Genomic DNA, 24,192 nt, shown 5'->3' on the forward strand with positions numbered 1-24,192 from the left:
TGATAGAGATGGCTGCCAGGGCGAGCTTGTGCTGCTTACGAGTATGTTTGCCCGGATGTTACTCGTTATGAGCACGTGCTCATTTCTACAATGAGCACGTTAACATAAGTTGATAGCGGTGCAAGGGGTGTCGGGGGTAAAGGGATGCGAGCGGTCGATTATCGGCGGCAAGCGGCGGGATAGACGTAGACAGAGGTGCGCGGAAAAGATGATAGCCTTCGTCCAATGCGCGCGTGCTCTTCAGTCTGCACTCGGTTGATGCTACATTTACCAGAACAGCAGTTTGAACAGCAATTCGAGCATCAATCTGAGAGCATGCGCAATACGAGGGGAGCCGTTGGATGGAACGGGATAACAAGATGACGGCGGTAGATTCCGCAGTGCACAAGTCTGGCAGGGCGGTGTCCATGGCAGACGTCGCCAAGCTTGCCGGCGTCTCCCGACAGACGGTGTCGCGCGTGGTCAACGGGCAGGCGTGCGTGGTCGAGGAGACTCGAAGGCGCGTTATGGATGCCATGGACCAGCTTGGCTTCTACCCCAGCTTTGCCGGTAGGTCGCTGCGCGGCGGCAAGTACGGCTGCATCGGCCTGTGCATGTTCGATATCACCCATACGGGTAACGTCGCTACGCTGGAGGGGCTTATGTCCGCCGCCCGCGAGTGCGGTTACGCCGTCACCTTGATCGAGTTTGATGAGAGCGAGTCCGTGCGCCTGCGGGACACCGCGCGTCGCCTGGCGGAACTCCCCGTGGACGGCATGGTGTTCAACACCAACAGGACCATCGAGGATTTTGACGAGTTCGAGCCGCTCAACGGCCTGCCCACCATCATCATCTCCATGAAGGAGCACCCGCGCTGCACCACTATCGACTCCGATCAATACGGGTGTTCGCAGCTTGTGGTCGACCACCTTCGCTCGCGCGGCCATACGCAGATCAGGCACCTGGCCGGTCCCAAAGACTCGATTACGGCGGATTTCAGGACGCGCGGTTGGCGAGACTCGCTGGAGCGCGCGGGGCTCGAAGTCGTTGAGCCCCTACACGGGGATTGGACTGCGGACAGCGGCTACGAGCTTGGCGAGAAGCTCGTCCAAGACGCTGAGATGACGGCGCTCTACGCGGCCAACGATCAAATGGCCATGGGTGCCATCATGGCGCTGCGCGCCCATGGCAGGCGTGTACCGGAAGACGTGAGCGTTATAGGCGTGGACGATTCCATGCAGGGCATGGTGCCCCACAATGACCTGACCACTGTGCGCTTCGACATGCGCGAGCGTGGTCGAAAGACGTTCGACTACTTCTTCTCCCAGCTATCGAGAGAATCAAAGGTCGAGGCGGTGCGTTTGCCGGGCGAGCTGGTCGAGCGCGGCACCGTGGCTGATCGCATATAGATGAAGATGGGGCCGCTCGGAAGCGGCCCCCTCATTAGTTGGGTTGTCTCAAAAGCTTGATGGCGCCTTGCGCTAGGCGAGCCTGGCTTCAAGTTGGGCGATGCGCTGGTAGGCATCGATGGTGAACTTGGTCTGCTTCTCAAGCAGCATGGTGGTCATCAGGGTGTCCTGGGCATGCACCATGATGAAGGTAACCTCCATTTCGCCGCCTCCGGCTTCCTGGGAGAGAAGCCTGGTCTGGACGTCGTGGGCGTCGATAAGAGCTTGCTTTGCAGATTCGTGAAGGGCGCGCGCCCCATCGATGTCGCCTTGGCTTGCCTTTTCGCATGCGGCGATTAGGTCGGTCTGGGCGTCGCCAGCGTAGGCGACAATCTCAAAGCCGATCATCGAGATCTCTTCTTTTGATGTCATGGTTCCTCCCGTAGTATGAGCACGTGCTCATTTTGTTACGCAATTTTGCTTGCTGTTGGAATATCCGGGCAAATGGAACAATATCATCTCAACAAAACCAAACAAGATGAAACGTGATATTTACAGTGTGAGCGGCATAAAAACTGCCGTAAACGGTCTTGTACGGCTGTTTACGTGGGAAATCGTTTATTTTTCTGACAGTCTAGAACTTAGGTGATGGATCGAGCGCCCCGGCAGAACGGGATATACTCTTCCCAGCCAAACGTAGAATTTGCCCGAGCGCCCACCCGGATCTATGTTTGGCGACATTCCCTCCGGGTGGGCGTTCGGGCGGATGGGAATACTCCGCCTTGAAGCGACTGAACCCCTACTCGGGGCTCGTCGGCGGCCTGTCCGCCTGAATCTGAATTTGCCCCGATTCCGTTTACATCCTTACGCCGCCGTTTTGGCGGCGCCCTCCATATGCCTCGCCTCGAACTCCTCGGGGCTGAGGTGCCCCAGCGCCGAGTGGATCCGCACCCGGTTGCAGGAGCACCCGATGTACTCGAAGATCTCGAGGGCTGCCCGCCCGCGCGTCTCGAACGTGCGGGCGTGCACGCGCTCGGACTTGATGAGGCCCATCAGCGACTCCATCGCGGCGTTGTCCCACGGGGGCGAGACCGACCCCATCGAGGGCCCGATGCCGGCTTCGCGCATCGTCTCGCCCAGCAGCAGCGACACGTACTGAGGGCCGTGGTCGCCGTGGTGGACGCACCCCCTCTTCGGGCGCCGCCTCGCTATCGCCATCTTGAGCGCGTCGTCGGCGAGCTCGGCCGTCATGTGCGGGGACATCGACCAACCGGCTATCATCCTCGACCATATGTCCATGGCACGGCGAGGCAGGGCCATCCCCGGTGCGTGCGCACGTAGGCGATGCCCGCGAACCATGCGCGGTTCGGCCCGTCCGCCGAGAAGCCTCGCTTGACCAGGTCGGGAGCCGCGTTCGCCTGCGGCGCGGCCGGTTTGGCCGCGCCCTTCGGCCTCCTGGCGCGGCCGCGCGTCGTTCCGACCATGCCGTTGTCGCGCATGAGGCGCGCGACGCGCTTGCGCGAGGTCCGATCGCCGGCCCTCTTGAGCTCGGCGAAGACCTTCGGCGCCCCGTAGTTTCCCCGGCTCGCCCCGTATATCTCGGAGATCTTCGCCGCGAGCTCGGCATCGCGCAGGTCGTGCGCGCTGGGCGGCCTCCTCCTCCACGCGTAGCAGCCCTGGCGGGTGACCTTCAGCGCGGCGCACATCTCGGACACGCTCCAGGAGCCTTCGTTGAGAAGGATGAAAGCGAACTTGGCCCCCTCCGCCTGGGCCCCTACAGCTGCCTGCTGGCGAGGAAGGCGCTCGCTTTTAAAAGCATCTCGTTCTCCCTCTTGAGCCGCTCGTTCTCGCGCCTGAGGCGCCTGAGGTCCTCCGCCATCTGGAACGGGTTGTCCTCGGGCGGCGCCTGCGCGGCATCCGCCCTCCTGGCCCAGTCCGACAGGCTCCCCGGGTCGACCCCGAGCTCACGGGCGGTTTCGGCGTAGGTGCCGCCCCTCTCCCTGTGCAGCCTCACCGCCTGCTGCTTGAACTCCGCGGTGTACTTCGGTGACGGTTTCCCCATCCCCGCCTCCTTTCCCCGTTTACGGCATCATGCCGAAACGGAAGTCCGTGTGTCAACGGGAATGGGGCAGATTCAGATTCACCCCGACGCACCCGGCGCCCAGAAGCTCGACGCGGCGGTCAGGGCGTGGACCGCGATGCGCGCGAGGCGGGACTCCGGGGAGATCTCCGAGGAGGAGTACCTCGACTGGAAACGCGGGTATAAAGGAAGATAATTCGATGGTGTTTTGGCCGTTCCTGGGTATGTCGCGGTCATCAAATATGTTAAGGGGGACTTGTGAGAAAGGCTCTAGTCGTAGGGATTGACAATTATCCGGGTTGCCCGTTACAGGGGTGCCGCAATGACTCAGAAGCGATAGAGGACCTTCTTGCAAATAACGAGAATGGAGACCCAAACTTCTCTGTATTCAAGAAAGATGACGTGCCCACTAAGGGGGAGCTTCGAGAGCACATTAGGAAGTGCTTCGACGGAGATTGCGAAGTGGCTCTCTTTTATTATTCTGGGCATGGGTATATCGATTCCGTCGGTGGTTATTTGGTTACTCCCGATTACTCTCCTAATGATTGGGGCGTATCGTTAGACGAAGTGCTCACGATTGCCAATCAGTCGAAATGCCGAGAGAGAATCATTATCCTCGATAGCTGTTATTCGGGACAGATGGGGAACATCAAAACCTCCGGGCAAAACACTGCTGTGATTAACGAGGGAGTTACAATTCTTTCCGCCTGCCGTGAATTCGAGACATCGATGGAAATCGATGGACACGGAGTGTTTACTTCGCTGCTGGTAGAAGCCCTCAAAGGGGGGCGCTGCCGATATCACTGGAGCAATTAGTGCTGGTGGGATTTACGCATTTATCGATAAGGCTCTAGGCCCTTGGGAGCAAAGGCCTGTTTTCAAGACGAACGTGTCCCATTTCACCTCTATTCGGAAGGTTACTCCTCAAGTAGACATCAAGACGATTCGGCGATTGGCGGAGCTGTTTACTGAGGAATGCTCTGAAGTGCAACTCGATCCATCGTTTGAGCCTACAAACACACCTGGGTGCCCTCATGAGGTTGTTGAGCCCTATGCGAAGCAACCGAATACGGAAACCTTCTCCGTTCTTCAAAAGCTTGAAGGGATTGGCTTAGTTGTCCCCACCGGAGAAGAGCACATGTATTATGCGGCCATGAATTCCGGGAGTTGTCATTTGACACCCATGGGCAAGCAATATTGGCGGCTGGTGAAAGATGGGAAAATCTAAATAGGAAGGGTTTGCGATGGCTGGTTTGAGAACCTATCACGTGTTTATTAGTCATTCATGGAAATACCCGGATCCTTACGAGACGGTCAAGAAATGGCTGGATGATGCGTCCTACTTTTACTGGAGCGACTACTCTGTTCCGTTTTACGATCCCCTCGACGCAAATTCTGTTAGGGAGTTAAAGACAAAGATTTCAACACAAATTGCTAAATGCAGCTGTGTCGTTATTCTTGCGGGGATGTATGTTAACTACAGCCGATGGATTGACTTCGAGATAGATACAGCAATTGAGATGGGTAAGCCGATTATAGGTGTTCGGCCTTGGGGCCAGGAGAGGGTTCCCAAAAAGGTTGCAGACAACTCTGATGTGATGGTCGGCTGGAACTCCTCCAGTGTGGTTCAGGCAATAAGGGATTACTCAGTTTAGAGAAAACTGTACGCTCACCGTCGCTTACTTCTGTTATGAAAAGCATAAAGGAGTGAAAAGAACTCGGAGTCGTACTGTCATTTATTGCTATGGGCATTACACATAACCGCGAACCGATAAACTGAAGTTGAGTTCAATTTGAGTTCAACTCGGGCACGTGAAATGCGGCTGATTTCGGTTAACGGGGAGACGGTGGTGCACCACGTAGACGAGAGGCTATGGAAGTGCACGATTTGATTACCGAGCAGAAGTAAGTGGGTTATAAACAATCCACTGCAAAAACCTCGCTCACCGATGGCTGTGGGGGCGCAAGGCTGCCGAAGTGAGGTGCATTTGGACTGACGGTAGCAGCGTGCGCTTCTGTGGTCGCGGGAACCGCCATGGAAAAGGTTAAGCCAATGACCGAAGGTGGCGCGATGAGCGCCAAGGGCGATCTGTGATGGATGCTTGCGCCGGCCTCGTTGGGAAATCCGGCTTCGCCATGCGACAGTTTGAACACATGAGGCGAGTGATCGTTCGTCGCAAGGCCGACCGATAGGAACCGATCGAACTGTCTGCCGCTCTAGACTTCTTCGTCGGCGCATCCTATGTGCGTCCGTATATAATTACTCAAGATAATTACTACAGATAATTATTTTTTGAGACGGAAGGAACAGAAATGAACGGGCGCTCATTCAAGATGCTGATGGATACGCTGCGGCGCGCGCGTCGCATCGACGGCATGATGCCGCAGCTGCCGCCTGACCTCACCAACGGGAGGACGCGCGTGCTCGACACGCTCTATGAGCTGGGCGGCTACGCCAAGGAAGATGCATCGAGGCGCCGCGCCGTGCGCGTGAGCGACATCGCGGACGATATGGGCACCACGTGTCCCGGCGTGACGCGCATGGTGTGCGACCTCGAGCGGGATGGTTACCTGCACAAGTCTGCCAGCCCCACGGACGGCCGCGAGGTGTTGGTTGAGCTGACCGAACACGGTCTCGCTACGCATCGCGTTTGGTACGAGGAGGTCTACGAGTACACCGCCCTGCTTCTTGGCGAGGCGGGCGTGACCGAACATGACATCGAGGTGACGGTTCGGACTGTCAAGCGGCTGCTTGAGGTTGTAGGGGAGGCCGACCTCACACGCTGGCAGAACGAGCGCTTGGGCCGTAAGGCCGCGGCGTGCGGAAGTGCGGAGGAGTAGGAGTGGATGATAGCCGGAAGCTGCCGCGGCGCGTCGTCGCGTCCGTGATTGCGGCGGGCATCATGTCCTTTTCGGGCGTGGTGGTCGAGAGCTCTATGAACGTGACCTTTCCGTCTCTCATGCGGGAGTTCGGCATCGATACCGCGACGGTTCAGTGGATTACCACGGGCTATCTGCTCGTGCTGTCGGTCATCATCCCCATGTCTTCGTATCTGCGTCGGCGCTTTACCATGCGCGCGCTATTCGTGGCGGGAGCCTCCTGCTTTCTGGCGGGAACGCTGACGGCGGCGCTGGCTCCCGCCTTTCCGGTGCTGCTCGCCGGACGCTTGGTGCAGGGCGTGGGCACGGGCGTAGCGCTGCCCCTCATGTTCAACATCATCTTGGAGCAGGTGCCGCGCAAGAACATGGGGCTTATGATCGGTATCGCCAACTTCATCACCTCGACGGCGCCCGCCATCGGCCCGTCGCTCGGCGGCTTTCTCGTGAGCGTCCTAAGCTGGCGCGCGGTGTTCTGGGTGCTCGTGCCGCTGGTGGCTGCGTCGTTTGCCCTGGGCGCCGCCTGCATTCGGCAGTCGACGACGTCGGGGCGCCCGTCGCTCGACGTCTGCGGCCTCATCATGCTCGCTGTCGGGTTTGCCAGCTTCATCTTTGCCGCGAACAGCGCCTCGTCAGCCGGATGGGCGAGCCCGTCTGTGCTCGGCCTGTTCGTCGTGGCAGCTGCCGCGATCGCGCTGTTCTGCCGGCACTCCCTTGCCACGCCGGGTGCCCTGCTCAATGTGCGCGTGCTGCGCGACCCGGTGTTTGCCCTTTCGGTCGCGGGTATCCTCCTCGTGCAGTTCTGCACACTGGGGCTTGCGTTCCTCATCCCCAACTACGCGCAGCTGTCGCTTGGCATCGATGCGTTTACCGCGGGCTGCCTGCTGGTGCCCGGATGCATCGCGGGCGCCCTTCAGGCGCCGCTTTCGGGCATCGTCTACGATCGCTTTGGCGCAGGGCTTTCGATTATCGGCGGGTGCGTGGTCACGCTCGCGTCCACAATCCTGTTCTTCGCGTTCGCGCCCACGCTTACCGGGCCGCTCATCGTTCTCTTCTTCGTGCTCTACTCGTTGGGAAAGGGGGCGAACCTGCCGGGTAACATGACAAACGGCCTGGCGCACCTGCCCATCGAGCATAACCCGGATGGAAACGCGATCGTCAACACGGTGCAGCAGCTGGCGGGCGCGATCGGCACGGTGTTCGTCTCCACGATCGTCGCCAGCGCGCAGGCGATTGATCCTGCGCACATGGCCAACGCGACGGCCGCGGGCACCCAGCAGGCGTTTCTGCTGGTGGTCGTCTTTGCGGCGGCGGAAGCCGTCTGTGCGGCACTAATCTTCGGCGCTTTCAAGAATCGTACGCGTTCCGTGCGATAGGCCGGCTTGCCGCCGGACCCTGGGCCCTCCAAAGCGCCGAGAAGAGCGCGGCGGGCGGGAGCGCGCCCGCCGTCGTCATGCGTGCCCCTCGACCCGGCTACCCTGCGAAGAGGCTGCCCTGAGACACCCCATAGATCACGACCAGGGCGAAGAGCGCCAGGACGACACCCCCGACGACGAGGAAAGCCCGCCAGGCCCGAAGCACCGCCTCCTTGCCCCGCTCCACGTCCGCGTAGATTGAGGAGATCTGCTTGTCGGACTCGTTGAGGGCGCGCACATCGCCCACGTCGATTCCCCGCACGAGCTCGTCCAGGCCGATCCCGTAGTAGTCCGATAGCAGGACGAGCCGCTGGAAGTCGGGGTACGACTGCCCGAGCTCCCATTTCGACACTGTCTGCCTCGAGACGCCGAGTTCGTACCCTAGCTGCTCCTGCGAGAGGCCCCGTTTCCTCCTGAGGTCGATGAGTCGGTCGTTGAAGTTCATGGCCGTTCCTTTCGGTCGGTTTACGCGGTCCGCGCCGCTTGGGCGCGAGACCATGGAACTGCGTGAGCGGCGCAGGAGCAACCAACAACGGTTGGCAATTCGTCAATCTAGCGCGGCATCGGGCCCGGTTACAGCTCTGTAGTCGCCGTGAATCTGAATCTACCTGCACGGTTGCTGCTGGCGAACGTCAGCGCCTCACATTTTGGAGAGACGTACATGGACCACGATTTCTACGAGTGGGCGTCCGATGCTCCGCTGCGTGCGCCCGACGGGTTTTCAGAGGCGGCGACTGCGGCGGGGGTTGCCGCCTCGGCTGCGGAGCGTAACGAGATGCTGGCTTATGCGCTCCAGACCTTCAGCCGCGGCCACGCGCAGCTGCTCGGGCGTATTCTCTCTGGATACGAAAAAGCGAAGAAGCTGCAAATCCGCGGGATGATCGGCTATGCGGCGGCTGCAGTGCTGGCCCTGGTAATCCTTCTGGCACTTCCGCTCTCCATGGATATGGAGCTCAGGGTTCTTGTGTGGCTCTCGTTTGCCGGGCTGCTCTTCATCCCGTTCATTCCCCTGTGGATTCTGCTCTGCAATCACATTCTCGCGCCCGATTGGAATGCCTATGCGACGTGGTACCGCCGTCGGGACCGTAAGGAGCTCGGTTTCGAGGATCTCTATCGCGCCATGGGTATGATGCGCCCGTAAGGGCAGGGAGAAAAGAAGCCGCGCTGGCACTCATCCGCTACGAAAGCGAGAACGCTGAAGACAGCTCCCGCTTTCCGGTCGCAGCAATATCCGCCTGATGTTCTCTGGCAATGGAGTATTTCGGCCCTGTTTTCTCCAAGTAACGCGAAAACAGGGCCGTGATCATTGAAGAGGCGGGGGAAATCGGAAGCGTAGGCTGGCGCGCGGCAAGCTCTCGCCGCGCGCCGTGCCCATCCCCGTTAGATCGCCTCGAACTCCTTCAACACCTTCTCGATGTCCGTTCCCCTGACCTTCTTGAGCGCTTCCTTGAGCGCGAATCGCTCGACCAAACCGAGCTTCATGTCGGTGATCGGCTTGCCATCGCGCAGTTTCACACTTGCCATGAGCAGGTCGCGCACGTCAAAGACGCTTCCCCATACCTCGGGCACGCCGCGGTCAACATCGCAGAGTGTGTAGACGGCCTCCATGCCCGTGCGCATGGAGTACTCCGTGGTGAAGATGGTGTCGCGCGGTGTCTCGGCAAACTGGCCGATGAAGGCGAAGTTGACCGCACCGTCGGGCACCACGTCGGGGCGGTCGCCTGCGGCGCGCGGCATGAAGAACGCCGTGATGTAGGGCATCATGACGGGCACCGTGTTGGCATGGTTGGCGGCGAGCTCGGCGATGCGCGCCTCCGGAACGCCCATGTGATAGAGCCACTCCTGACAGATCTCCTCGCCGGTGCAGTCGCACATGGGCTTTTTCACGTAGTTGCCGGGCTCGTTGGGGAAGAGGCCGTACACCCACACGCACAGCTCGTTCTTGGGCTGGTCGCGGAACTGCTGCTGGCGGTTGAGCGTCCAGCTCAGGAGCCAGTTTGAGTCGGTGCAGGTTACGATGCCGCCGGTGACCACATGGCCGGTGAAGGGGTCGCGCTTGCAGATCGACTGGATGTAGGGCGGGATCTCGCCGTCGAGGGTCGTCACCGTAGCGCTCATCCACTTGGTCTTCTCGGGGTCGCCGCAGAAGGTGTCGGGATGACCGAAGCTGGGGTCCTGTTCCGCGATGCGGCGCCACATATCCCAGCCGCCGCCAGGGGCAAGCTCGGGCTTCCATGCAGCGGGTTTGTCCTGCGCGCCCATGGTGGAGTTTTCGACGCAGCCGCCGTTGGTGATGAAGACGAGGTCGTTTTCGGTGAGGTCGATGACCGTGGTCGCGCCGGGTTCGGCTTCGCCGCTCGTTGCCGCCTGGCTCAGCACGATGCGCGTCGCCACCTTCTTCGCGGGCGAGCTGTAGGGGTTGCGCGGGAAGGCTGCCTGCTGGATGCGCTGGATGGTGTCCTGGCCGGTGCCAGTGTGCGGGCGCACCGGGCCCGCGCCGCCTCCGATGGAGAACCTTATGTCCTCGACCTTCGTGTTGAAGTGGAACTGCACGCCTGCTGCCTTAAGGTATTCGATGAGGGGCAAGATCATCGACTCGTACTGGTTGTACCTGGTGAAGCGCAGGGCCGAGAAGTCCGGCAGCCCGGCGATATGGTGGATGTAGCGCTTGATATAGAGCTTCATCTCGAGCGCGGAGTGCCAGTTCTCGAACGCGAACATGGTGCGCCAGTACATCCAGAAGTTGGAGGAGAGCACCTCGTCGTCAAAGAAGTCGGTGATGGGACGGTCGTAGAGCTTCTCGTCGGGTGTGAAGAAGAGCTCCATGATCTCCATAGCCGCCTTGTCCGAGAGGCCGAAGTTCCCGGCGCATCCCGCGTCTTGCCCGCGGTTCTTCGTTGCGCGGCAGAGCGAGTAGTTGGGGTCTTCCTTGTTGAGCCAGTAATACTCGTCCAAAACGGAAACGCCGGGGGTCTCGATGGAAGGGATGGAGCGGAAGAGGTCCCACATCACCTCGAAGTGGTTGTCCATCTCGCGACCTCCGCGCATGACGTAGCCAAGGCCGGGAATGTCGAGGCCGTCACATGCGCCGCCGGGCACGCTGTCTTTTTCGAAGATGTGAATGTTCTTGCCTGGCATCTGGGCGTCGCGAACGAGGTAGCACGCCGCGGAGAGCGCCGCGAGGCCCGTGCCCACGATGTAGGCGCTCTTGTGATCGATGCCCGCGGGTTTCTTGGGGCGAGCAAATGCTTCGTAGTTGCCGCTTGAATAGTACATGGCAGCACCTTTCTAACGTGCGCATCGGGCGTGTCCCGTGCGTCTCATTCCATGGTGGAGCTGCGATGGGCGGCGCACCATAGACAGTGCCGTGCCTCTGTACGGTTTCTTATCAATACGGCCGGATTGTACAGATGGGCGAGAAAGGCGGGCGAGGTGCCCGTATCGCGTTCCTACGGAGCGGCAGACCCTTCCGGAACGCTCCCCTCGCTTCCGGCGACGTAGCCGCCGGGGATCTCGAGCCGGTCAAGCGCGGTTTCGATGGCGCCGTCTGCGATGGTAGCCACGCGCTGCACCAGCTGCTGCGGGTCGTCGCGCATGTCTCGGGCGATCCAGTCCAGAACCGTCCCGATGAGCGCATGGGCGAAGAAGCGCGCGATGAAGTCCCTGTCCTGCTCGCGCACATGCCTTCGTGCTGCATGCTCGTCGACCACGCTTTTCACCAGGTCGCTCACCACAGGGACGAGAAACCGTTCAACCTGTTCGCGGCTCATGTCGTGATAAATGCTCGCGATGAAGGGCTTGTTCTTGCGCAGGGCGAGAAACGTGTCAAGAAGGCCGGTCTGCCAGGTGCCCGCGGTCTTGTTGCCGGCGATGGCTCGTGCGGCGTCCTCTTCGCACGCCCATTCGACCAGGTCGTAGATGTCCTGGAAATGGTAGTAGAACGTCATGCGGCTGATGCCGCAGTCGCTCGTGATGTCTGCGATGGTGATCTTGTTCAGGGGCTTCGTAAGCAAAAGGCGCTTGAGCGACTCCTCGAGCGCGCGTTTAGTGAGCTGACTTGGCATGTGCCCTCCCGGTGGTCGTTTCTCTCCGTATACCCGTGCGCGTGAGGGGAATTTGCGGACAACGGTGGTGGCACAAACAGAGCTGGCCATATCGGATGGCGGACACGCTGGTTTGGGCAGGAATCCTAGAATCTAGAAGAGACTCGTTTGAAATTGCTCCCCACGTACTGCGCGGGAGAAAAATGGGAATATGGCGTCGGCGTACAGTTACTGTTGGTTTGATGCGGGCGCGGAACGGCTCTCTTCGGGTGCGGATGTCTGCCACGCGTAGACCGACCGTGCGCTCAACTTCGCTCGCGTCTTAAGTTTCACGAGTCTGCGCTGGTGCGCGTCACGCACGAACGCTGCGGCGCTGCTGCCGAGGAGCGCCCTCCCAACTTATTTCAGCAGCCAATCAACGAGGCTGCGCTGCTCAATGCCGTTATGGTCCGTCGCGCCGATGCGGTCCAGGGTGAGCAGCGTCTTGGGGTAGGCGTCCCCCAGCAGCTCGAACGGACGCAGCTCGCGACGCAGCGTCGCCTCGTCCAGTACGGACAGCGCGACCTGATAGTAATGCGGCTTGCCCTCTCGCTCGGCAACGAAGTCGACCTCCAGATCTCCCACGCGCCCTACGCGCACCGAGTGATAGCGCCGCAGCAGCTCTAGATACACGACGTTTTCCACGCGATGCCCGAGGTCGCTGCCGTCGCGTCCGAGCAGCAGGTGTCTGAAGCCAAGGTCGCCGAGGTAGTACTTTCCCCCCTGCTGCAGCAGGCGCCGACCCTTGGCGTCATAGGGGTCGGCCTTGAAGATGAGGTAGCACTCCATGAGCGCGTTGAGGTACTCGCTGACGGTGGTCGGGGAGACTTTTGAGCCGTTGGCCGTCAGCGTGTCCGCGACCGTTTTGAGCGAGAAGCGATTTCCAACGTTATCGGCGAGAAAGGCGAGAAGCGCGCGCAAGACCGGCATGCTGATGCGGGGGTGCCGCGTCGCCACGTCTTTGACGAGGACGGTGTTGAGCACACCGTCAAGGTACTCGGACACGTCCTCGGCGGGCAGTAGGGAGGCGTACGGCATGCCCCCCAGCGAGAGATAGCGGTTGAGCAGCTCGGTATCGTCCGCGTCGTCCGTAAAGGCGGCGCGGGCACCACGATACTCCGCGAACGAGAGCGGCAGGAGTCGGAACTCAACATAACGGCCGGTAAGCAGCGTGGCAAGCTCGCTCGAGAGCAGATCGGAGTTCGAGCCGGTGACGTAGACGTCGCAGTCTTCGCGCGCATACAGCGCGTCGACTGCTCGCTCAAAGCCCTTGACGCGCTGGGGCTCGTCGATAAACACGTAGCAGCTCGGGGAGCTGATGCGGGCGACGACGTAATCGTAGAGTTCTTGCGGCGTGGTGGGGGCGGCAAAGCCCAGGCGCTCAAGATCGATCGAGACGATTGACCTCTCGTTCACGCCGGATTCGACAAGGACTCGCTGGGCCAGTTTGAGCGCGGTCGACTTACCGCAACGCCTCAGGCCGGTCACCACTTTGATGACGTCACGGTCCTTCCAGCGGAGAAGCCAATCAGTTGCCTGAGGGCGCGGGACGATGACCGGCTGGTTTGTCATGAGCGAGTCCAATCTGTCCACCCAAATGGATAAACCAAGGAAATATCTTAATTCTATCCATTTATCTAGATGAATATCGGTGAATTGGTAAATCTATCCAACAAACTGGATAAATTGAGGTATGGAATCAGCTTTGCGGTGCATCACACATCACCTGTGTGTTACGGCCGCGAAAGAATTCGTTCCTCATATGGCCGAAGATCTGCCCGGTCGCCCCGTTGTCCAGGCAGTCCCTTTCTCGACATGCTCTGGGTGAACCCATTCTCAGTGAGCGTCCTGACGTACGCCGCATGCTGGTGCTGCCAGCCCATGTCATCGACCGCATGGGCTGCGTCCCCGCGCGCTACGCCCGCGTGGCAGCCGCCTACGAGGCCATGCGCATCGACTACGCGTGTTTTCGGGCACTTACCTGACGACCAAAGGAGCTCCGGCGTGTGCTGGGCAGGCGCTTGTGCGCTGCCGAACGTCTCGGCGGCGCCCTTTACGCTATTCGCCATGGCCAACGGGCTTGTCTTTGCAGGGGCTCGGATCGCTTGGAACGGGGGGGCAACGGGCATGTCCGGCCTTCCGTCCGACGAGGATGGCTTAGCTGGGATTGGAGCGGGGCTGCCGTGGGCCATTTGCGGACGCGCGTTCACATCCCCGAAACACGGGGCATGTACATTAAACTCTCAGGCCGCGCTGTCCGCGCGCGGCCGCCAAGAGGCCTATCGAGGGGAAATCCATGCTTGACCAGATTATGTCCATGCTGGCCGCACTGAATAACAACGTGCTATGGGGCATTCCCATGGTCGTGCTGATGATCGGGACGGGCGTGTTCTTGCTCATCGTTACCAAAGGAGCCGTGTTCACGCGTTTCAACGTCGTGATGCGCTACACCACCAAGACGCTCTTCAACCGCCTCGACAAATCTGAGCTAGAGCATGGTGCCATCTCGCCGTTCCAAGCGGTATGCACCGCGCTTGCCGCCACGCTCGGCACGGGCAACATCGTGGGCGTGGCGCTTGCCGTGGCAACGGGCGGGCCGGGCGCTATCTTCTGGCTGTGGTTGAGCGCGCTCGCGGGCATGGTCATCAAATATTGCGAGGTCACCTTGTCGGTGGCCTATCGAACCCGCAACGAGCGCGGCGAGATCGTGGGCGGCCCCATGTACTACATCTCGCGCGGCTTAGGCGTTTCCTGGCTCGCGGTGCTCTTTGCCATCTTCGGCTTCCTGGCCTCGTTCGGCATCGGGGCGAGCGTGCAGGCCAACTCGCTTGCCACCAGCGTGAACGCGACCTTTGGCGTCCCGCTGCCCGCCATCGGCGCCGTCGTGGCGGCGCTTGCCGGGCTCGTTCTCATCGGCGGCATCAAACGCATCTCGCAGATCACCGAGGTGCTGGTGCCCTTCGCAGCTGTGTTCTATCTCATCGCCGCCTTCGTGGTGCTCGTTTTCAACGCGGCCGAAATTCCAGCCGCCATCGGCATGATTTTCCGCGATGCCTTCACCGGAACGGCGGCAACGGGCGGCTTCGTGGGGGCGACGGTCATGTACGCCTGCCGTGTGGGCATGTCGCGCGGCGTGTTCACCCACGAGGCCGGCATGGGCTCGGCGCCTATCGCGCACGCCTCCGCCGACACCGACCATCCCGCCCGCCAGGGCCTGTGGGGCACGTTCGAGGTGTTCTTCGACAGCATCGTCATGTGCACCATCACGGGGCTCGTGATCATCACTTCCGGGCTCTGGTGCGCAGACCCCATGATGTCCGAGGGCGCCATGAGCTCGGCGGCCTTTGGGCAGAGCATCCCGGGTGGCCAGTACGTGGTGACGGTGGGCCTCATGCTCTTCGCCTTCGCGACGCTCATCGCGTGGTACTACTATGGCGAGAAGTGCGTGGAGTACCTGTTTCGCGCGCGCCGGGGTGCCCGTGTGGCAATCCGCATCTACCAGGTGGCCTATGTGGCCATGGTATTCGCGGGCTGCGTGGCGAACCTCGATGCCGTGTGGGAGTTCGCCGACTGCTTCAACGGCCTCATGGCGATCCCCAACCTCATCGCGCTCATTGCACTCGCGCCCGTGATCAGGCGCCTCTCGCAGGATTTCTTCCGCGACCCCGATCTGCGGCGCCCGCGCAACACGGATTACGACGGGCTGCTGGTGTTTAGGGACAAGTAATGGGTTGATTGGGGACGGGTTCGTTTCATCCCCTTCGGACGCGAGGAATGCCTGCACACCAATGGCGAGCGCCTACCGATACAGCTCCTCCAGCCCGATGAGCGCCGTGCGCTCGTCTGCCTGCGCCTCAAACCCGGAGCGCGAGAAGAACCCGTACCGGTGGCACGTGAGCCCCGTCCGCTGTACCTGCTCGATCTCATCCTCGATCATCCGTTGTGTGATGGGTGTCGTGCGGAATTTCGCCTCGTAGAAGGAGTATCCGAGCGGGTCTTTGGTTACAACGTCGAACTCTCCGTTCGTCCTTGTCACCGGATCGTCGTAGGAATACGTGCCTATCAGGTCGAAGGGTGGCTCGCTATTACCCATGCGGTTCTGTCGTACGAGGTACTGGCGGCACACCTCCTCGAAGGCGCGGGGGACGAATTGGGTCTCAAAGTCGTCGTTCACGTAGCGGTCGTAATAGACCTCGGGGTCAAGGACGCTGCGCTGCGACAGATACCTGAAGACGTAGCGGTAGTAGAACTTGGAGAGCCCGTCGCAGATGACGTACGAGGTACGCTTCTTGTTGTTGGGATCGTTGATGGGTGAGCGCCGTTGGACAAGCTGCATCCCGATCAGCCTGTTGAGCACGTTGACCAGCGTCGCGCCGCTGGAGACGTGCGACTGGCTCAGGATGTCTCGGTAGCGGGCATGCCCGTCGGCGAGGGCGGAGAAGATCTCGTGGGCGTTGCCGATTTTCGAAATCTCGGAGAGCAGGTAGGAGGGCACCTCGTCCTCAAGCCGCGCATCCGGCTCGAGAATCAGGTGAATGAGGTTCTCCCGAACCGATGCGTTCTTGTCAATGAGGCGGTTGTAGTACGGAATGCCGCCGAACACGCTGAAGAGACGAACCTTATCCTCGCAGGAACGCTCCGGATAGAACTGCGCAGACTCGTAGTAGTCCATCGGCTGGAGGTTGATCTTGAGGTCGATGCGCCCATAGAGGGGGTTGTCTCGCTCCAGCAGGGACTTCATGACCTCTGCGTACGACCCGCAGAGGATAAGCGAGAGGTGCGAGCGGTCGCGATACTCGTCGAGAAGAACCTGGAGGATGCTGTCCATTCCTTTCACGACGTCGCGGAGGTAGGGATACTCGTCGATGGCGAGCACGATCTTCTCGCCTGTCGCTCGGTCGAAGACAAAGCGCAGGGTGGCCTCGATGTCGGAGAAGGCGAGCGGCGGCATATCGAAGGCCTCTGCGATGACCTCGGAGAGGTTTTTCGTGTTGTTCTCGGTGGTGGTCTGGCGGCACTCGTAGTAGATGGTACGTGCGTCGCTTGCCTGCCGCATGGTGTGGAGGATGAGCTCGCTCTTGCCAACGCGCCGCCTGCCGTAGAGGAGTGCTGCGTTTTGGATGGGGGAGGAAAGCTGGGCCAGGAGCTTTTCCTGCTCTTTCGTGCGGCCGATGAATGTCATTTTTTACTCACCTCAGTTTACTCAAAAAAGTTGAGTCAAAATTTTTGAGTAAAGTATAACAGATTAGCTTGGTAGGGGTTGCTTGGGGACGGGTTCGTTTCATCCTCCCAGGCACGAGGATTACCGAAGCTGACGCACTCGACTCCGAGCTCGCCGTCCCCCCAGGCGCAGGGCGCTACGGCTTACTCCCGCTGCGAATATGCGCCGTTCAGGTAACTACCCATCAAGTTCGGCGAGCAGCTCGAGCCCTTCCTCGGCGGTAATGCAGAAATCGCCTACGTGTCGCCTGAGCGCGTCGTCGTGCGTCATGAGGAAGTTCGCATCGACGTCGTCGAGCGCGGCGAGGACGAGGTCATCTTCGAAGTCATCGTGGATGCGCTTGTAGGTGAAGGCGCCGAGCACCTCCGTGCGGCTAACGGGTGCGACAAGGGCTTTTTCGAGCACGCTGCGCACGCAGCCCCAGGAAACCTCACGCGCGGCAGCGGCGATATCGGGCGTAATGTCCTTTCCGGCACGTCGAGCGTCGAGCTTCATGAGGCTCGCAAGTTGGTACGCGAGGTCCTTAAGCGAGAGCGATGGAACATAGAGCGCGATGTCCTCGCGTCCGTAGGTCTTCGCTATAAACGTGCTCACCGCATGGTGATGCACGCCGCGCGCGAGGAAGTAATCAAGCCAGATGTTGGTGTCGACGAGGATCTTGATGGGGAGGCGAGCGCCTTCGCACGGGGACTTCGTCATGCGAGCCCCCATTTCTCGAGCTGCTCGGCCGCGGCAAGCTCGCGGAGCTCGTCGTAATCGACGGCGCCATCCACGGGCTCCTCGATGCCGACCTTCTGGTAGAAGGACGAAACGATCGCAGCGCCTTCAGACATGCGGTCGGGAGTGCCGCTGTCCGCCGCGCCGGCAGCTTGATCGCCGCGTAGCAGGTGCGTCAAGGCGGGCGGGAGCGTGCCCTGCACGGTGGCGAATTCCCACAGCGCGCGCACGACCTGCGACGGCGTGTACCCAAGCTCGGCGATGACGGCGTTGCCGGATGCCTTGAGAGCGGAGTCCATTCGGATGTTCATCTGTGCGGCGGCCATGGCAACCTCCTGCTATACGAACTTTGAAATAAGTATAGCAAATGGGTTGCTTGGGGACGGTTTCGTTTCATCCCCCTTGGGCGCGGGAGCGCTGTGCTGCGTTCCCGCTTCGATCTTGCAAAGCGAAGCCACACCAAGCTAAAGATTATTCTAGATAGAATTATTCTGCGGAGAATAATCTTGCTCTTGGAACGGAATGCGCACGTCGAAGATAAGCTGGTTGCAGTAGCTGCGCTCGAGCATCCGTTTTCGATGCAGCTCCTGCACGACAATACAGGGGACGTCACCCTTCTGTCGCGCCATCGCTTCGATGTCGTGGGCACGGTTCATGCCCCGATACTCACTTACGCCTCCGCCGAATAGCCAATCACGAGCAAATTGGTCGGCAGCAACCTCTTCGCTTTTTCGCTTGCTGGATGACTTATTGAATTCGAGCTGCGTTGTGGGGGTTTCATCATTAAGGATGTGGCCGAGCTCATGGAAGAGCGTCCAGATCACATTGTTGTTTTTCTTGCGGCGACCGGTGAGCTGAATTACGGGCACACCGTTGCGCGTCCAAATGACAATGCCGTAGATGGGGAACTTTTCGGGCGGCTCGATGAACTGGCATATCACTCCAACGCTATCGAGCAGCTGAATTATGTCGTCGAGCATAGTGTCGTCGGCAGACAGAACACGCTCCTTGAGTTGAGGGAGGAGCTTCTCCAGCCCGTTCCGATCGAATTTGAGGCAGTGGGCGCGTTTGTATGCGGCAGTGCGCTCCCCGGCTGCGAGCCAGGTCATCATGAGCGCTTCGTCGTATGTAGCGCTGGACTCGCGGAGCGTCGAAAGCGCTGCGCCGAGCTTAATGGAGCAACCAGCAGAGAAGGATTCAAAGGTGCCGTAGCCGGTAAAGCTGAGCAGATCCGATAGAACCTGTGTCTTATCCCGCATGGTCGCCGTGGTGGCTCCCAACTTACGCAGGTATGCGCCAAGCTGAGGCGTGACAATGCCTTCATGCTGCTTCAGCTGCTGATCGTTTCGCAGGCGAGCACAATCATTCTGATACTGTGCTTCGTAGCGAAGCCATGCGTCACTCGGAATTGAGGTGACGCGGCCTAGCCTAATTGCGGTATCTGGCGTAATCGGCGCTTTTCCGTTTATGATCTCGTTTACAAGTTTTCTAGACACGTCAAGCCGCTGTGCAAGTTCTGCCTGGGTGATGCCGTTGCCCTCTTCCTCAATCCATTCCTGGAGGAACTCACCCGGCGCTACGGCATAGTTGGTAGGCATGAGTTATCATCTCCTCTTCCAGTGTTTAATTTTCAGGTATCGCTTTTAAGTTCTCCTTGCTTACTCTTCGTGATAATCAATTATTTCGACAACGCGCGCCTCGGTCGACCGTCTTTCCTTCTCGATATCGATAATCCGGACGCCATCTTTGAGCGGCTCGATGATGATTCGTTCGTTAGACGAGACGCCACCTGACCACTGACCCTTCCTGTTTTCCTTGAGCCGATGCCATTTTCCTAACGGGTCGTTCACCTCTAGTTGCGCGATGCTGTCGCTTGCTTTAAGCGCGGCGATTCGAAGTCTTAGCTTTCGCTCGATGTCTGGCCGCCGCTTATGCATCTCGCGCTCGTCCTCGCAAAGCTTCTGGAGCTTCTTGGTTTGAAACGAGATTTTCATTGACCGCTGCCCATGAGGAGGGGATGATTGTGTGTCATGTTTACGCCACTCCTTTCATGTAACCTGATTAGTTACATGTAGTATAGGCGCTTCGATTCTACGTGTCTATAATGATGTAATGAAAAAGGTTACTCATCTCATGTGACGTGCATTGGAGGAAGCCAGCTACTCAGTAGAAGTATCTGAATGCCGTAGCGCAGCCATATCCTCCCTGCTCAAAAGCCATAGCCGCGTGGGGGCATCTGAGATTCCGTCGGCGTCGAAGAAGACCTTATCGTTGTACAATACGCCCGCTTCGCATCGTCATCGCATTGGCTGAATTCCGCCGGTTCGGCGGGACGCATATACCGCGTTACGCACAGGCCGTCGTCGTCAGAGAAGATGGCGCGCCCGCATTCGTTGCAAAGCCAGATTTCCGCTTTATCGCCGGGGAGATAGGGCAGGCCGAAGAACGTCTCGCTCTCCGCGTACTCGTTCATGAGGTCGTCGGAGACAAAGCGGTAGATAGTCTCGATGCTGTTGCCGCGGACGTCGTTGCCGCAGACGCAGCCAATATGTGCCATGCGGAGCTCTTTAGAAATCGACTAATAATTTAGATGTCGCTGACTACAGTAAATACCACACGGTTAAGGGCGGGATGTCTGGCAAACACAGGAAAGGGCTTGAATATAAAGCTCAAGGTGTTGATATCGATATTATCGATGCGGATACTTTTTTTCGAGATGCTCGGTGATTAACGCTAGCCGCGCTCTGACAGAGCGCACCGTTGTGTTCGCAACGCAATAGATGACGCCAGCTCACGCGTCAACTCTGTTGAGACTAACCGATTGCAAGAAAGCTGATTATGCAGTAATAGAAATGTTCAAAATAATTAGAACATTTCTATTGACTCGTTCCCCCTCTCCAGTATTATTGTTCTTAACAATTGGAACATGTTTCAGCTTCTATCAGAATCCACATCGGATTGAAGAAAGGACGATCGCGTAAGTCATTAGTGTTGTAAAGAGACCACCAGAACTGGTGCATAGCAAAACTAAGCGCCGTTGTGGTCCGCATGCCATTCAGAAAGGAGATGAACATGCCTTGCGAATACCTGCCTCTTGGCTCGCTTGTTGATATAAAAACTGGCGCACCTATGAGCCGCGCAAAAAAATAGCAGTTGGAGACGACCTAATTGAAACAAGGGTGCTCGTTCCAGCCGCGATGGCAGATTCGCGCATCGATGACGCTCAGCTTGTGATCGAGAAGGTTTCGAAGGTCAAAGAGGAGCTTTTTACACGAGAGGGCGACGTAATCATCAAAGCATCTACCCCCTATGATTGCGTCTACATCGACAAGGAGCATGAGGGGCTGCTGGTCACCTCATTTGGTCTCATACTTCGGTCGACCTCGGAATCATTAGTTGATATGCGTTACCTTGCTTTATTTCTCGGACTCGAACAAGCAAACACAGAGCTTCAGAATATGAGTAAAGGCATGACTATCCAGCTTCTAAAGAAAAGGGATATCGGTGACTTAATGATCCCTGTTCCTTCGACAGAGGAGCAGGCGCGACTCGGAGCTCTTTCTGAAGGCGTCCAAAGGTACAAAGAACTTTGCCGCGCCATATCCGAAAAGAGCAACGTGTTACTTCAAAGCGAGTTCGCTCGTATAGTGCAGGCTATTAACTGATTCAAAGACGGCCACAAGGAGAAGGACTTCAATATGATTACCGGAGCAACAAAGAGCAAAGTTGATGCCATCTGGCAGAAGATGTGGGAGGGCGGTATCACTAACCCGCTCGATGTAATCACCAATATCACCTATCTAATGTTCATGCGTCAGCTTGACGAAAAGGAGCTCAAAACGGAGCGCATGGAAGCGATGCTCGGTGAGCCTCTGCCGCACATCTTCCCGGATGAATACGAGAATGATCGAAAGGAGACCATCGCCGGTAAAGAGATGCGCTGGGGCAGCTTCAAAGACAAGCGTGCCGAAGAGATGTATCGCATCGTTGACCGATTCGCTTTCCCGTTCATTAAGACCTTGGGTGACGAGTCTGCATATTCCCGTGCAATGGAGAACGCAACCTTTGGGTTCCCCGCAGGCAAACCGTCGCTCTTGGAGAAGGCCGTTACAGGTGTAGATGAACTGCTCCGCGATTTCGACGAGCATATCGGTGACTTAGGCGACCTTTACGAATACATGCTCTCAAAGCTTTCGACGGCGGGCACCAATGGCCAGTTCCGCACACCCGCCCACATCCGCGACATGATGGTGAAGTTTGTTGATCCCAAGCCTGGCGAGCTCATTTGCGATCCAGCTTGCGGTACAGCAGGTTTCCTCATTTCCGCCGCTGAACATATTCGTAGCAACTATGAGAATGAGATGACAACCGCACAGTGGGACGCCTTCACGGGTACGAACGGCGCAAATCCCCAATTCAGCGGCTTCGAAATGGATCAGACGATGCTGCGCATTAGCGCTATGAACCTCATGCTCCATGAGGTCGAAGCTCCTGATGTTCGCTACCTTGACAGCATTTCGCAAAAGAACGGCATCTCTAACAAGTTCGACGTCATCCTTGCGAATCCTCCGTTTACCGGATCGGTTGATGTTGAAGACATCAATAAGAACCTACGTGCCATCGTTGACACCAAGCAAACTGAGTTGTTATTCGTCGCGCTGTTCCTGCGCATGCTCAAAATCGGTGGTCGCTGCGCTTGCATCGTTCCGAATGGCGTGCTGTTCCGTTCAAACTCCAAGGCATATGGGCAGCTGCGCCGGGAGCTGGTAGACAATCAGAAGCTTGAAGCGATTATCTATATGCCCAGCGGTGTCTTTAAGCCATACTCGGGCGTAAGCACGGCGATCCTCGTATTCACCAAGACCAATGCCGGTGGCACGGATGATGTCTGGCTTTACAATATGGAAGGCGATGGCTTCACACTTGATGATAAGCGTGATCCAGACGAGAAGCGTAACGATATTCCGGATATCCTTGAGCGCTGGGTAAAGCTTGATTCCGAGCGCCAGCGCGAGCGTACGGAGAAGAGCTTCCTCGTTCCGAAACAGGAAATTGTTGATAATGATTACGATTTCAGCTTCAACAAGTACGCAAAGACCGAATATGAGCGCATTGAGTACCCGCCCACAGAAGAAATTCTGGCCGATCTTGAAGACCTTAATGCCCAGATGGCAGCTGGGCTAGCCGAACTCAAGAAGATGCTGGGCGGTGATCTCTAATGACGAACAAACCCCCCTTTGCGGGGGAGGGCGCCCGCCGCGTGAGGCTGGGCGAGCTGATTTCCAAGGCGAAAACAGAGCGCTGCGGGGATAGGTCGTTCCCAGTTCTATCGATGACCATGCACGATGGAATCATTGCGCAATCGGAGCGTTTCAAGAAAGCGATTGCTTCGAAGGACGTTAGCTCATACAAAGTCGTTTATCCCGGTCAGCTCGTTGTTGGATTTCCAATAGATGAAGGCGTGATTTACGTTCTGGGGTTTGATAAGCCTGGAATTATGAGCCCCGCTTACAACGTTTGGGATATTGACGCGAGTATTGTCTTCCCGGGCTATCTTGAGCTTGCGCTGCACGGACCTAGCTGCATGGCGTATTACGCTGACAAGATGAGGGGAACCACTGCTCGCCGCCGCACTCTGACGTCAGATAACCTAACTGCAATGAGCATACCGCTTCCAGACTTTAGCCAACAGAAACGCATCGTTGACATCTTCGGTACCGTCAGGGCACAGATGAATGTATGCCGTCGTCAGTTCTCTCTATTCGATAATCTGGTCAAATCCCGCTTTGTCGAGATGTTCGGGGATCCGACCAATGGCGTTGCTTGGCCCTCTAAACGTTTGGATGAAATATGCACGATAGTCACGGGCAATACGCCGCCACGAAAAGACCCTTCTAATTACGGTGACTATATAGAGTGGTGCAAGACGGATAATATTACCGATGCAAAGTATTTATCTACAGCATCAGAGATGCTTTCCGAGGAAGGTGCGTTAAGAGGACGCGTTGTACCAGCTGGAAGCATATTGATGGCGTGCATTGCTGGAAGCGTAAAAAGTATAGGGAAAGTCGCCGTTGCTGATCGCAGTGTAGCGTTTAATCAACAAATCAACGCTCTGATTCCGAGTGAAATGATTGACGTCGAATATTTGCTATGGGCTCTAAGATTGTCAAAAGATTATCTTTGCTCAGGCGTGAACATGCAGCTTAAGGGCATACTGAACAAAACATCGCTATCCGCGAAAAGTTTCTGTGTTCCTCCGCTTGCCCTCCAGCAGCAGTTCGCCGCCTTCGCCGCCGAGGTCGACAAATCGCGGGTTGTAGTGCAGAAGCAAATCGAGAAGCTCCAGGCGCTTTACGACAGTCTTGCGCAAGAGTATTTCGGCTAGAAGTCTAGCGTGAAGAAGTCGTTTCGCATTGACGTTGGCTATGGG

The 24,192-nt window shown here is 58.2% G+C and carries 26 protein-coding genes; 12 read left to right on the forward strand and 14 right to left on the reverse strand.

All coding sequences use genetic code 11. The features are described from left to right. Positions 1–341 precede the first annotated feature (341 nt). The gene (locus HGEM_RS08510; RefSeq protein WP_019129011.1) at positions 342–1,388 is read left to right on the forward strand and encodes a LacI family DNA-binding transcriptional regulator; all 1,047 of its coding nucleotides are present in this window, start codon (positions 342–344) and stop codon (positions 1,386–1,388) included. 72 nt (positions 1,389–1,460) lie between these two features. Here the strand turns inward: HGEM_RS08510 and HGEM_RS08515 are convergent, their stop codons facing one another. From HGEM_RS08515 to HGEM_RS08525, 4 genes are all read right to left on the reverse strand, one after another. Further along, positions 1,461–1,799 carry a PTS lactose/cellobiose transporter subunit IIA gene (locus HGEM_RS08515; RefSeq protein ID WP_019129012.1) on the reverse strand — a complete coding sequence of 113 codons (339 nt, stop codon included), beginning with the start codon at positions 1,797–1,799 and terminating at the stop codon, positions 1,461–1,463. A gap of 432 nt (positions 1,800–2,231) precedes the next feature. Continuing rightward, positions 2,232–2,618, reverse strand: a complete 387-nt coding sequence (locus HGEM_RS10260) for an IS3 family transposase (RefSeq protein ID WP_230197254.1) — start codon at positions 2,616–2,618, stop codon at positions 2,232–2,234. Positions 2,619–2,644: 26 nt separating this feature from the next. Next, the gene (locus tag HGEM_RS10265; RefSeq protein WP_230197267.1) at positions 2,645–3,073 is read right to left on the reverse strand and encodes an IS3 family transposase; all 429 of its coding nucleotides are present in this window, start codon (positions 3,071–3,073) and stop codon (positions 2,645–2,647) included. A gap of 68 nt (positions 3,074–3,141) precedes the next feature. Next, positions 3,142–3,429 (reverse strand): transposase, encoded by a 288-nt coding sequence (locus HGEM_RS08525; RefSeq protein WP_019129014.1) that lies wholly within the window; start codon positions 3,427–3,429, stop codon positions 3,142–3,144. Positions 3,430–3,705: 276 nt separating this feature from the next. Here HGEM_RS08525 and HGEM_RS10510 point away from each other — a divergent pair, with 276 nt between their 5' ends. From HGEM_RS10510 to HGEM_RS08545, 5 genes are all read left to right on the forward strand, one after another. Further along, positions 3,706–4,263 carry a caspase family protein gene (locus HGEM_RS10510; RefSeq protein ID WP_230197255.1) on the forward strand — a complete coding sequence of 186 codons (558 nt, stop codon included), beginning with the start codon at positions 3,706–3,708 and terminating at the stop codon, positions 4,261–4,263. Positions 4,264–4,336: 73 nt separating this feature from the next. Continuing rightward, positions 4,337–4,675 (forward strand): hypothetical protein, encoded by a 339-nt coding sequence (locus HGEM_RS10515; RefSeq protein WP_230197256.1) that lies wholly within the window; start codon positions 4,337–4,339, stop codon positions 4,673–4,675. Between the two features lie 16 nt (positions 4,676–4,691). Then, positions 4,692–5,102, forward strand: a complete 411-nt coding sequence (locus HGEM_RS08535) for a TIR domain-containing protein (RefSeq protein WP_019129016.1) — start codon at positions 4,692–4,694, stop codon at positions 5,100–5,102. 658 nt (positions 5,103–5,760) lie between these two features. Continuing rightward, positions 5,761–6,288: a MarR family winged helix-turn-helix transcriptional regulator gene (locus HGEM_RS08540; RefSeq protein WP_019129017.1), complete on the forward strand. Its 528-nt coding sequence runs from the start codon at positions 5,761–5,763 to the stop codon at positions 6,286–6,288. A 2-nt stretch (positions 6,289–6,290) separates the two neighbouring features. Continuing rightward, complete coding sequence (locus tag HGEM_RS08545) at positions 6,291–7,700, forward strand: DHA2 family efflux MFS transporter permease subunit (RefSeq protein WP_019129018.1); 1,410 nt, start codon at positions 6,291–6,293, stop codon at positions 7,698–7,700. A gap of 97 nt (positions 7,701–7,797) precedes the next feature. Here HGEM_RS08545 and HGEM_RS08550 read toward each other — a convergent pair whose 3' ends face one another. Next, positions 7,798–8,184: a helix-turn-helix domain-containing protein gene (locus HGEM_RS08550; RefSeq protein ID WP_019129019.1), complete on the reverse strand. Its 387-nt coding sequence runs from the start codon at positions 8,182–8,184 to the stop codon at positions 7,798–7,800. Positions 8,185–8,400: 216 nt separating this feature from the next. Between HGEM_RS08550 and HGEM_RS08555 the strand changes: the two genes are divergently transcribed. Continuing rightward, a complete protein-coding gene (locus tag HGEM_RS08555; RefSeq protein WP_019129020.1) occupies positions 8,401–8,880 on the forward strand; it encodes a hypothetical protein in 480 nt (159 codons plus the stop codon). Positions 8,881–9,119: 239 nt separating this feature from the next. On the opposite strand, the gene HGEM_RS08560 is transcribed toward HGEM_RS08555, so the two are convergent. From HGEM_RS08560 to HGEM_RS08570, 3 genes are all read right to left on the reverse strand, one after another. Continuing rightward, the gene (locus HGEM_RS08560; RefSeq protein WP_019129021.1) at positions 9,120–11,015 is read right to left on the reverse strand and encodes an oleate hydratase; all 1,896 of its coding nucleotides are present in this window, start codon (positions 11,013–11,015) and stop codon (positions 9,120–9,122) included. A gap of 173 nt (positions 11,016–11,188) precedes the next feature. After that, on the reverse strand, positions 11,189–11,803 hold the full coding sequence (locus HGEM_RS08565; RefSeq protein ID WP_019129022.1) for a TetR/AcrR family transcriptional regulator: 615 nt from the start codon (positions 11,801–11,803) through the stop codon (positions 11,189–11,191). A 378-nt stretch (positions 11,804–12,181) separates the two neighbouring features. After that, positions 12,182–13,393, reverse strand: coding sequence for an ATP-binding protein (locus HGEM_RS08570; protein WP_051008506.1), 1,212 nt, complete (start codon positions 13,391–13,393; stop codon positions 12,182–12,184). Positions 13,394–13,683: 290 nt separating this feature from the next. Here HGEM_RS08570 and HGEM_RS10625 point away from each other — a divergent pair, with 290 nt between their 5' ends. Further along, entirely contained in the window at positions 13,684–13,806 is a 123-nt protein-coding gene (locus HGEM_RS10625; protein WP_268257925.1) for a hypothetical protein, read from the forward strand. 311 nt (positions 13,807–14,117) lie between these two features. Continuing rightward, on the forward strand, positions 14,118–15,548 hold the full coding sequence (locus HGEM_RS08580) for an alanine/glycine:cation symporter family protein (RefSeq protein ID WP_019129024.1): 1,431 nt from the start codon (positions 14,118–14,120) through the stop codon (positions 15,546–15,548). A gap of 72 nt (positions 15,549–15,620) precedes the next feature. On the opposite strand, the gene HGEM_RS08585 is transcribed toward HGEM_RS08580, so the two are convergent. The 6 genes from HGEM_RS08585 to HGEM_RS08610 all read right to left on the reverse strand — a co-directional run bounded on the left by HGEM_RS08585 (position 15,621) and on the right by HGEM_RS08610 (position 20,316). After that, positions 15,621–17,003 (reverse strand): ATP-binding protein, encoded by a 1,383-nt coding sequence (locus HGEM_RS08585; protein WP_019129025.1) that lies wholly within the window; start codon positions 17,001–17,003, stop codon positions 15,621–15,623. A gap of 216 nt (positions 17,004–17,219) precedes the next feature. Next, complete coding sequence (locus HGEM_RS08590; protein WP_019129026.1) at positions 17,220–17,741, reverse strand: type II toxin-antitoxin system VapC family toxin; 522 nt, start codon at positions 17,739–17,741, stop codon at positions 17,220–17,222. Next, the gene (locus HGEM_RS08595; protein WP_019129027.1) at positions 17,738–18,085 is read right to left on the reverse strand and encodes a type II toxin-antitoxin system RelB/DinJ family antitoxin; all 348 of its coding nucleotides are present in this window, start codon (positions 18,083–18,085) and stop codon (positions 17,738–17,740) included. Before HGEM_RS08595 ends, HGEM_RS08590 begins: the two co-directional genes overlap by 4 nt. A 150-nt stretch (positions 18,086–18,235) precedes the next feature. Beyond that, complete coding sequence (locus HGEM_RS08600) at positions 18,236–19,357, reverse strand: HigA family addiction module antitoxin (RefSeq protein ID WP_019129028.1); 1,122 nt, start codon at positions 19,355–19,357, stop codon at positions 18,236–18,238. Positions 19,358–19,417: 60 nt separating this feature from the next. Beyond that, positions 19,418–19,753 carry a type II toxin-antitoxin system RelE/ParE family toxin gene (locus HGEM_RS08605; RefSeq protein WP_019129029.1) on the reverse strand — a complete coding sequence of 112 codons (336 nt, stop codon included), beginning with the start codon at positions 19,751–19,753 and terminating at the stop codon, positions 19,418–19,420. 215 nt (positions 19,754–19,968) lie between these two features. Then, the gene (locus tag HGEM_RS08610; RefSeq protein ID WP_019129030.1) at positions 19,969–20,316 is read right to left on the reverse strand and encodes a hypothetical protein; all 348 of its coding nucleotides are present in this window, start codon (positions 20,314–20,316) and stop codon (positions 19,969–19,971) included. Between the two features lie 640 nt (positions 20,317–20,956). Between HGEM_RS08610 and HGEM_RS08615 the strand changes: the two genes are divergently transcribed. Genes HGEM_RS08615 through HGEM_RS08625 form a run of 3 tightly spaced genes read left to right on the forward strand, consistent with a single transcriptional unit; the run spans position 20,957 to position 24,147 of the window. Beyond that, complete coding sequence (locus HGEM_RS08615) at positions 20,957–21,424, forward strand: restriction endonuclease subunit S domain-containing protein (protein WP_019129031.1); 468 nt, start codon at positions 20,957–20,959, stop codon at positions 21,422–21,424. Positions 21,425–21,457: 33 nt separating this feature from the next. Continuing rightward, entirely contained in the window at positions 21,458–22,978 is a 1,521-nt protein-coding gene (locus tag HGEM_RS08620; RefSeq protein WP_019129032.1) for a class I SAM-dependent DNA methyltransferase, read from the forward strand. After that, positions 22,978–24,147, forward strand: a complete 1,170-nt coding sequence (locus HGEM_RS08625) for a restriction endonuclease subunit S (RefSeq protein WP_019129033.1) — start codon at positions 22,978–22,980, stop codon at positions 24,145–24,147. The genes HGEM_RS08620 and HGEM_RS08625 overlap by 1 nt, the downstream gene beginning before the upstream one ends. The last annotated feature ends 45 nt before the right edge of the window (positions 24,148–24,192 follow it).

This window comes from Enorma massiliensis phI, assembly GCF_000311845.1.
In the GTDB taxonomy this organism is placed as follows: Bacteria; Actinomycetota; Coriobacteriia; order Coriobacteriales; family Coriobacteriaceae; genus Enorma; species Enorma massiliensis.

What these genes read in the sequence shown, in the direction of transcription:
- HGEM_RS08510 (WP_019129011.1), top strand. Translation starts at nt 342, where the DNA reads ATGGAACGGGATAACAAGATGACGGCGGTAGATTCCGCAGTGCACAAG.
- HGEM_RS08515 (WP_019129012.1), bottom strand. Translation starts at nt 1,799, where the DNA reads ATGACATCAAAAGAAGAGATCTCGATGATCGGCTTTGAGATTGTCGCC.
- HGEM_RS10260 (WP_230197254.1), bottom strand. Translation starts at nt 2,618, where the DNA reads ATGACGGCCGAGCTCGCCGACGACGCGCTCAAGATGGCGATAGCGAGG.
- HGEM_RS10265 (WP_230197267.1), bottom strand. Translation starts at nt 3,073, where the DNA reads ATGTGCGCCGCGCTGAAGGTCACCCGCCAGGGCTGCTACGCGTGGAGG.
- HGEM_RS08525 (WP_019129014.1), bottom strand. Translation starts at nt 3,429, where the DNA reads ATGGGGAAACCGTCACCGAAGTACACCGCGGAGTTCAAGCAGCAGGCG.
- HGEM_RS08535 (WP_019129016.1), top strand. Translation starts at nt 4,692, where the DNA reads ATGGCTGGTTTGAGAACCTATCACGTGTTTATTAGTCATTCATGGAAA.
- HGEM_RS08540 (WP_019129017.1), top strand. Translation starts at nt 5,761, where the DNA reads ATGAACGGGCGCTCATTCAAGATGCTGATGGATACGCTGCGGCGCGCG.
- HGEM_RS08550 (WP_019129019.1), bottom strand. Translation starts at nt 8,184, where the DNA reads ATGAACTTCAACGACCGACTCATCGACCTCAGGAGGAAACGGGGCCTC.
- HGEM_RS08555 (WP_019129020.1), top strand. Translation starts at nt 8,401, where the DNA reads ATGGACCACGATTTCTACGAGTGGGCGTCCGATGCTCCGCTGCGTGCG.
- HGEM_RS08560 (WP_019129021.1), bottom strand. Translation starts at nt 11,015, where the DNA reads ATGTACTATTCAAGCGGCAACTACGAAGCATTTGCTCGCCCCAAGAAA.
- HGEM_RS08565 (WP_019129022.1), bottom strand. Translation starts at nt 11,803, where the DNA reads ATGCCAAGTCAGCTCACTAAACGCGCGCTCGAGGAGTCGCTCAAGCGC.
- HGEM_RS08570 (WP_051008506.1), bottom strand. Translation starts at nt 13,393, where the DNA reads ATGACAAACCAGCCGGTCATCGTCCCGCGCCCTCAGGCAACTGATTGG.
- HGEM_RS10625 (WP_268257925.1), top strand. Translation starts at nt 13,684, where the DNA reads ATGCTGGTGCTGCCAGCCCATGTCATCGACCGCATGGGCTGCGTCCCC.
- HGEM_RS08580 (WP_019129024.1), top strand. Translation starts at nt 14,118, where the DNA reads ATGCTTGACCAGATTATGTCCATGCTGGCCGCACTGAATAACAACGTG.
- HGEM_RS08585 (WP_019129025.1), bottom strand. Translation starts at nt 17,003, where the DNA reads ATGACATTCATCGGCCGCACGAAAGAGCAGGAAAAGCTCCTGGCCCAG.
- HGEM_RS08590 (WP_019129026.1), bottom strand. Translation starts at nt 17,741, where the DNA reads ATGACGAAGTCCCCGTGCGAAGGCGCTCGCCTCCCCATCAAGATCCTC.
- HGEM_RS08595 (WP_019129027.1), bottom strand. Translation starts at nt 18,085, where the DNA reads ATGGCCGCCGCACAGATGAACATCCGAATGGACTCCGCTCTCAAGGCA.
- HGEM_RS08600 (WP_019129028.1), bottom strand. Translation starts at nt 19,357, where the DNA reads ATGCCTACCAACTATGCCGTAGCGCCGGGTGAGTTCCTCCAGGAATGG.
- HGEM_RS08605 (WP_019129029.1), bottom strand. Translation starts at nt 19,753, where the DNA reads ATGAAAATCTCGTTTCAAACCAAGAAGCTCCAGAAGCTTTGCGAGGAC.
- HGEM_RS08610 (WP_019129030.1), bottom strand. Translation starts at nt 20,316, where the DNA reads ATGGCACATATTGGCTGCGTCTGCGGCAACGACGTCCGCGGCAACAGC.
- HGEM_RS08615 (WP_019129031.1), top strand. Translation starts at nt 20,957, where the DNA reads ATGGCAGATTCGCGCATCGATGACGCTCAGCTTGTGATCGAGAAGGTT.
- HGEM_RS08620 (WP_019129032.1), top strand. Translation starts at nt 21,458, where the DNA reads ATGATTACCGGAGCAACAAAGAGCAAAGTTGATGCCATCTGGCAGAAG.
- HGEM_RS08625 (WP_019129033.1), top strand. Translation starts at nt 22,978, where the DNA reads ATGACGAACAAACCCCCCTTTGCGGGGGAGGGCGCCCGCCGCGTGAGG.